Source organism: Mycobacterium sp. E740 (assembly GCF_001672895.1).
Classification (GTDB): Bacteria; Actinomycetota; Actinomycetes; order Mycobacteriales; family Mycobacteriaceae; genus Mycobacterium.
Genome location: NZ_LZKP01000159.1, coordinates 1 through 6,621 on the forward strand (window position 1 = coordinate 1; position 6,621 = coordinate 6,621).

Annotated in this window: 8 protein-coding genes and 1 pseudogene; 4 read left to right on the forward strand and 5 right to left on the reverse strand. The window is 69.7% G+C overall.

All coding sequences use genetic code 11. From position 1 onward, the window contains the following. A pseudogene (locus tag A5663_RS23600) lies at positions 1 to 433 on the reverse strand (DUF4878 domain-containing protein); the annotation flags it as partial. 72 nt (positions 434 to 505) lie between these two features. Between A5663_RS23600 and A5663_RS15200 the strand changes: the two are divergent. Continuing rightward, on the forward strand, positions 506 to 922 hold the full coding sequence (locus tag A5663_RS15200; RefSeq protein WP_068150574.1) for a DUF3151 domain-containing protein: 417 nt from the start codon (positions 506 to 508) through the stop codon (positions 920 to 922). Here A5663_RS15200 and A5663_RS15205 read toward each other — a convergent pair whose 3' ends face one another. Genes A5663_RS15205 through A5663_RS15215 form a run of 3 tightly spaced genes read right to left on the reverse strand, consistent with a single transcriptional unit; the run spans position 923 to position 3,244 of the window. Beyond that, on the reverse strand, positions 923 to 1,813 hold the full coding sequence (locus A5663_RS15205) for a cation diffusion facilitator family transporter (RefSeq protein ID WP_068150578.1): 891 nt from the start codon (positions 1,811 to 1,813) through the stop codon (positions 923 to 925). Positions 1,814 to 1,864: 51 nt separating this feature from the next. Further along, positions 1,865 to 2,647 carry a site-2 protease family protein gene (locus A5663_RS15210; RefSeq protein ID WP_068150581.1) on the reverse strand — a complete coding sequence of 261 codons (783 nt, stop codon included), beginning with the start codon at positions 2,645 to 2,647 and terminating at the stop codon, positions 1,865 to 1,867. A gap of 18 nt (positions 2,648 to 2,665) precedes the next feature. Further along, on the reverse strand, positions 2,666 to 3,244 hold the full coding sequence (locus A5663_RS15215; RefSeq protein WP_068150591.1) for a peptidase M50: 579 nt from the start codon (positions 3,242 to 3,244) through the stop codon (positions 2,666 to 2,668). Positions 3,245 to 3,325: 81 nt separating this feature from the next. On the opposite strand from A5663_RS15215, the gene A5663_RS15220 reads away from it, so the two are divergent. From A5663_RS15220 to A5663_RS15230, 3 genes are read left to right on the forward strand one after another with little or no spacing between them, the layout of a single operon-like run. Continuing rightward, the gene (locus A5663_RS15220; protein WP_068150584.1) at positions 3,326 to 4,621 is read left to right on the forward strand and encodes an adenylosuccinate synthase; all 1,296 of its coding nucleotides are present in this window, start codon (positions 3,326 to 3,328) and stop codon (positions 4,619 to 4,621) included. Then, positions 4,618 to 5,253: a PaaI family thioesterase gene (locus A5663_RS15225; RefSeq protein WP_068150588.1), complete on the forward strand. Its 636-nt coding sequence runs from the start codon at positions 4,618 to 4,620 to the stop codon at positions 5,251 to 5,253. Before A5663_RS15220 ends, A5663_RS15225 begins: the two co-directional genes overlap by 4 nt. Continuing rightward, complete coding sequence (locus A5663_RS15230) at positions 5,250 to 5,870, forward strand: hypothetical protein (protein ID WP_369816639.1); 621 nt, start codon at positions 5,250 to 5,252, stop codon at positions 5,868 to 5,870. The genes A5663_RS15225 and A5663_RS15230 overlap by 4 nt, the downstream gene beginning before the upstream one ends. 20 nt (positions 5,871 to 5,890) lie before the next feature. Here the strand turns inward: A5663_RS15230 and A5663_RS15235 are convergent. Then, a partial coding sequence (locus A5663_RS15235) for an MMPL family transporter (RefSeq protein WP_156744497.1) occupies positions 5,891 to 6,621 on the reverse strand: 731 nt, incomplete at its 5' end.

The window sequence follows — 6,621 nt, forward strand, 5'->3', positions numbered from 1 at the left end:
CCAGAATCGCGATCGCGACCAGCGCGGCGATGACCAGCACCACGGCCACCACCCAACCCCAGCTGCGGCGTTGCTGCGGACGCTTCGGAGCATCGCCGCGGGGCGGAATCATCTGCGGCGCAACGTTTTTCTGGTCTCCAGCCGCTACCGGAGCGAACACCTCGGTGGCCGGCTCGGCGGGGGTGTCGATCTTCTGCGTCGTGCCCGCGTCGAAACCCGAGGGAGCGGTGAATCGACGCTCGCCGTCCTGGTGCTCGGGCGCGGCCCCGCTCTGCGGCGGGGCGGCGGCCATCACCTCGGTCGCGGGTTCGTGGCCACCCTGCTGATCGATCATCTCGGTCGCGGGATCCGGCGCTGCGGCGGTACCGGCGCCGTCGGCGGTATCGGAGGCGTCCAGGTCTTCCGGCTGGTCAGGCCCTGATGGGTTCGGCATGCCTGTTGTGGTCCTCCCTTACGACGCTACGGCGGGAAGCTTAGTCACCGGCCCGCACGGCACAATGGGGCCATGACACGGATGGGTGATCTCCTGGGGCCGGACCCGGTGCTGCTGCCCGGCGACATCGCCGCCGAGGCCGAACTCGACGCGGGCGAGGAACCGGCGATCGTGGCGGCCGCGTATCCGTCGGCCTCGGTCGCTTGGGCCACGCTCGCTGAGCGCGCGCTGGATGACGACCAGGCGGTCACCGCGTACGCCTACGCGCGCACCGGTTACCACCGCGGCCTGGACCAGTTGCGCCGCAACGGATGGAAGGGCTTCGGACCCGTCCCGTACCGGCACGAGCCCAACCGCGGCTTCCTGCGCTGTGTGGCCGCGCTGGCGCGGGCGGCCGACACGATCGGCGAGGCCGACGAGAACCAGCGCTGCCTCGACCTGCTCGACGATTGCGACCCGTCGGCGCGGGCCGAACTCGGGCTTGCCTGACTACTCCGCCTCACACCTGCAGTCGGCGGCGCCGTCGGGCGGCTCCACCTGAACGGTCGCGTGGTCCAGGCCGCGCGCGGTCAGCACCGCGCGCGCGTCGTCCAGCACCGACGCCGAGTCCCGCTCGCTGGTCAGGTGCGCGGTGACCATGTCTTTGCCGGGCACCAGCGTCCACACGTGCAGGTCGTGCACTTCGGTCACGCCGTCGACTGCGGACAGTGCGGAGCGCAGCTCCTCGACGTCGATGTGGGTGGGCGAGGATTCCGACAGGATGCGCAGCGCCGCGCGCGCCAGCGAGATCGCGCGCGGCAGCACCCACAATGCGACGAACACGGCGACGACGACGTCGGCGTACGGCCAGCTGGTCGTGACCGTGACGATGCCGGCGATCAGCACGCCGATGCTGCCGACCGTGTCGGCGACGACCTCCATGTAGGCGCCCCTGACGGCCAGGCTGCTCTGGGAGTGCGCGCGCAGCAGCAGCACGACGATCGCGTTGGCCAGCAGTCCCGCCAGCGCGACGACGATCATCGGCACGCCGGGCACCTCCGGCGCGTCACCGAGCCGCCGGAAGGCCTCCGACAGCACGAACACCGCCATTCCCAGCAACAGCACCGCGTTGGCTACCGCGGTGAAGACCTCGGCGCGGTGCCAGCCGTATGTGCGCGCGGGGGAGGCGCTGCCGCGGCGCGCGAGCAGCACCGCGGTCAGGCCCATGAACATCGCGACCAGGTCGGTGAGCATGTGGCCGGCGTCGGCCAGCAGTGCGATCGAGTTGATCAGCAGCGCCGTGCTCAGCTCGATTACGAAGAACGCGGTCAGGATCGCCGCGGCGATGATCATCCGGCTGACCCGGGTGTCACCGTGCGTGTGGTCGTGACCGGCTCCCATGGCAGCAATCTATGCGTAAACACGCATATGTTGCAAGGGGCCGCGCCGCGCTCAGAACCAGGCCGACCAGAAGCGGGTCAGGCCAGCGCCGAGCCAGACCAGCGGCCGCGGGACGCCGGAGAAGTCGAAGAACCACAGCACCGCCTGCCAGAACCACTGGTTGACGCCCGGGGTGAAGAGCAACAGCAGCAGGACCAGCAGGCCCCACTGCTTGGCCGGCGCCACCGCCCGCTGCGTCTGCGGGCTCAGGTGCGGTTCGAGCGCGCCGTATCCGTCGAGGCCGGGCACGGGGAGCATGTTCAGCACGAACGCCGTCACCTGAAGAAAGCCCAGGAACGCCGTCGCGGCCCAGAAGACGCCGCGGGCCGGGTCGTAGAGGAGGCTCGTCAGCACCAGCAGCAGCACCGCGAACAGCAGGTTGGTCAGCGGTCCCGCCAGGCTGACGAGCGTGCGTTGGCGCTCGGTCATCCACCCGGTGCGCACGGACACCGCCCCGCCGGGCAGGCCGATCCCGCCGATCGCGACGATCAGCACCGGCAAGCCGATGGACAGCAGCGGGTTCGAGTACTTCAGCGGGTTCAGCGTCAGGTAGCCGCGCGCGGCCACCTCCCGGTCGCCGAACCGCCATGCGGTGTAAGCATGCGCGAACTCGTGTACGCACAACGACACCAGCCACCCGGCGATGACGAACGTGAACACGCCCACGTAGGCCAGCGGCCGGTTCGCGTCCGCCGCGCACACCCAGGCGACTGCGCCGCCGGCCACGGTCGCCGCCACGATGAGCAGGAAAATGGGACTGGGCCGCACCGACTGGTGGAGCGGGCGAACGTTCACGGCTCGACGCTACCGGCGTCAGCGCACCCGCAGCCAACCCTCGGTGTGCCGGTAGAACGTCGAGCGTTTGACCGGCCGGACCGCCGGCACGCCGTCGCGCACGACGACCGCTCCGGTGGTGCCGAGCTGGGCGGCCCGGCCCGCGACCCAGCGCCGCCGGCCTGCGCCGCTCACGGCCGCCCGCAGCCCGGGCATGGTTGCTGTCGGCTCGATCCGCACTCGCGGCGCGTCTCCGTCGAACAGCACCGTGTCGTCGACGACCGCTTCGCCGTGCACCGGCTGCCCGCCCGGGTGGCCCAGCCAGTACGCCGCGCCGACGACGACGGTGCCTGCGTCGTCGCGGATCAGCGGAACCCGGCCGGCGCTGCCGCGCAGGGCTCGCCGTGCCTGCCAGCGGCGCCGGACATGCGCCACCTCGACGCCGAGCCGGTCGGTGCGCAGCAGCCGGGTCAGCACCGTCGCCAGGTCGGCATCGGAGCCGACGACGATCAGCCGCCGGCACGGCTCGTCCGGGCTCTGCGCGACGGGAAGGCCGCGCAGCGGGCGCGGTGGACGTCGGTCTCCGAACACCAACACCACGGCGTCAGTGGTGTTCAACACGGCTCCTCACAAGCGGCTGGGATAAGGTGATCCACCGGCTGCAATCGTTTGATGCAGATCTAAGCGGGAGACTATGCGATGCCGGCAATCGTGCTCATCGGCGCTCAATGGGGCGACGAGGGCAAAGGAAAGGCCACCGATCTGCTCGGTGGACGCGTCCAGTGGGTGGTGCGGTATCAGGGCGGCAACAACGCCGGCCACACCGTCGTACTGCCGACCGGCGAGAACTTCGCCCTGCACCTGATCCCGTCGGGAATCCTCACGCCGGGCGTCACCAACGTCATCGGCAACGGTGTGGTCGTCGATCCCGGTGTGCTGCTCACCGAGCTGCAGGGCCTTGTCGATCGCGGCGTCGACACCGAACGGCTGGTGATCTCCGCGGACGCGCACCTGTTGATGCCGTATCACGTCGCGATCGACAAGGTGGTCGAGCGGTACGCCGGCAGCAAGAAGATCGGCACCACGGGCCGCGGTATCGGCCCCTGCTACCAGGACAAGATCGCCCGGATCGGGATCCGCATGGCCGACGTGCTCGATCCGGTCCTGCTGGCCGAGAAGATCGAAGTCGCACTGGAATTCAAGAACCAGGTGCTGGTCAAGATCTACAACCGCAAGGCGCTCGACGCCGCGGAGGTGGTCGACAACCTGCTCGAGGAGGCCGAGGGCTTCAAACACCGCATCGCCGACACCCGCTACCTGCTCAACACCGCGCTGGAGAACGGCGAGACCGTGCTGCTGGAGGGCTCGCAAGGCACCCTGCTCGACGTCGACCACGGCACGTATCCCTTTGTCACGTCGTCGAATCCGACCGCGGGCGGTGCGGCGGTGGGCTCCGGTATCGGGCCCACGCGGATCACCACGGTGCTCGGGATCCTCAAGGCGTACACGACGCGGGTGGGCTCGGGGCCGTTCCCGACCGAACTGTTCGACGACAAAGGCGAGTACCTGTCGAAGACCGGCGGTGAATTCGGCGTGACGACGGGCAGGCGGCGCCGGTGCGGATGGTTCGACGCGGTGATCGCGCGATACGCCACCCGGGTCAACGGCATCACCGACTACTTCCTCACCAAGCTCGACGTGCTGTCCAGCCTCGAGACCGTGCCGGTGTGCGTCGGATACCGGGTGAGCGGTCAGCGTCTCGACGACATGCCGATGACCCAGTCGGAGATCGCGCACGCCGAACCGATCTACGAGGAGCTGCCCGGATGGTGGGAGGACATCTCCGAGGCGCGTGAGTTCGAGGACCTGCCCGCCAAGGCGCGCGACTACGTGCTGCGGGTGGAAGAGCTTGCCGGAGCCCATGTTTCATGCATCGGCGTCGGGCCCGGCCGGGATCAGACGATCGTGCGTCGCGACATCCTGGCGCGGCCGTGACGCAGGACCCACACCTCGAAGACCCGGACTACGACAGACACGGCGGCTTCCCGAACTTCCAGCGCGCCGAACCGGGGCCGGGCTTCGGTCGGTTCCTGACGGCGATGCGCCGCGCGCAGGACCTGGCCGTGTCGGCCGATCCCGACACCGACACCTGGGAGCGCGCCGCCGATCAGGTCGAAGCGTTGGTCGTGCTGCTCGACCCGTTCGAGGCGGGCGAGGGGGTCGGCCCCGCCAACCGCGTGCCTGCGGTGCCCGGGGCGGGCAGCCTGCTGATGCCGCCGTACCGCGAGGTGAGGCTCAACCCGACCGGGGTGGAGCTGAAGGTGCAGTTCAGCCGCTACCACGTGGGCGGAAACTACGCCGTGCACGGCGGCGTGCTCCCGCTGCTGTTCGACTCCGTGTTCGGCATGGTGATCCACGCCGTCGGACGGCCGATCAGCCGCACCGGTTTCCTGCACGTCGACTACCGCAAGGTGACCCCGATCGACACCGAGCTCACGGCGCGGGGCTGGCTGCGCGAGGCGCAAGGGCGCAAGGCGTTCGTGAACGCCGAACTGCGCGATCCCGACGACAACCTACTCGCCGAGGCGAACGGGTTGATGATCCAGTTGCTCGCGGGCCAGCCGTGAGCCACGGCGAGCGGCAGCCGCGGCGCCTGCGCACCCCGCGGTCCGCGGCGCTGGCGGGAGTGCTGTTCGCGCTGCTGTTCGGCGCCGTCGAAATCTTGATCCGGACGGCGGACCTTGACGGTGACCGCACCCAGATGCGGGTGGCCGCCGTGCTCATGCCGTTCGCTGGCATCGCGTTCCTGTGGTTCATCGGGGTGGTGCGCGACGGGTTCGGCGGCTTCGAGGACAAGTTCTTCTCGACGGTCTTCGTCGGGAGCGGTCTGCTGTTTCTGGCATTGATGTTCGTCGCATCTGCCGTCGGCATCGCCGCGGGCCACAGCAGCGGCGAGGCGGCAGCTTTCGGGCATGCCCTCGCGACGGCGCTGAGCAAGACGTACGCGCTGCGCATGGCGGCGGTGTTCATGATCTCGCTGGCCACGATCTGGCTGAAGACGGGACTGATGCCGCGCTGGTTGGTGATCGCGACTTACCTTGCCGCCGTGGGACTGCTGGTGGCCGCCGAGGTCAGCATGTGGTTGACGCTCGCGTTCCCGCTGTGGGTCCTGGTGGTGAGCGTGCTGCTGTTGGTTGCTAGTCGATCAGCCGCAGAGCCTGTGCCGGAGGCCCCGGCCGCGTAGCGTCGTAGCCGAGACCGACGTTATGGTCGTTTCAACTCGCCCTGATCGACCGAAACGTGCGTTTCGGCGAATCCTGTCCGATCCGGTCCGCGCAGCGCCGGCCACCAGATGCGGGGCCCGATGAGCGTGAACAACGCGGGGATGATCACGGTGCGCACGACGAACGTGTCGAGGAGGATGCCGAGGCCGACGATGATGCCGACCTGGGTCAGCACGATCAACGGCAGCACCCCGAGCACGCAGAACACCGCGGCGAGCACGATGCCCGCGCTGGTGATCACCGCGCCGGTCGCCGACACGGCGCGGACGATCCCGTCGCGCGTACCGTGCCCGGGGGTTTCCTCACGCGCGCGGGTGACCAGGAAGATCGTGTAGTCCACGCCGAGCGCGACCAGGAACAGGAACGCGAACAGCGGGGCGGTGTTGTCCAGCGCGGGGAAGCCGAACACATGCACGCTGGCCCACCCGCCGAGCCCGAGTGCGGCCAGCGCGCTCAACACGGTGACCGCCACGAGGACCACCGGCGCGAGCCCCGCGCGGAGCAGGACGTACAGCACCGCGAGCACGACGACGAGGATGGCCGGCACCACCACCGCGCGGTCGCGTGAGGCGGCCGCACTCGCGTCTCGCGCGGTGGCGTCGGAGCCGCCGACCAGCGCGTCGGGATCGACGTCGCGTACCGAATCCCGCAGCGCGTCAACGGTTTCGAACGCTTGATCGGACGCGGGCGCGGCGTCGAGCACGACCGACC

What these genes read in the sequence shown, in the direction of transcription:
- A5663_RS15205 (WP_068150578.1), bottom strand. Translation starts at nt 1,813, where the DNA reads ATGGGAGCCGGTCACGACCACACGCACGGTGACACCCGGGTCAGCCGG.
- A5663_RS15220 (WP_068150584.1), top strand. Translation starts at nt 3,326, where the DNA reads ATGCCGGCAATCGTGCTCATCGGCGCTCAATGGGGCGACGAGGGCAAA.
- A5663_RS15200 (WP_068150574.1), top strand. Translation starts at nt 506, where the DNA reads ATGACACGGATGGGTGATCTCCTGGGGCCGGACCCGGTGCTGCTGCCC.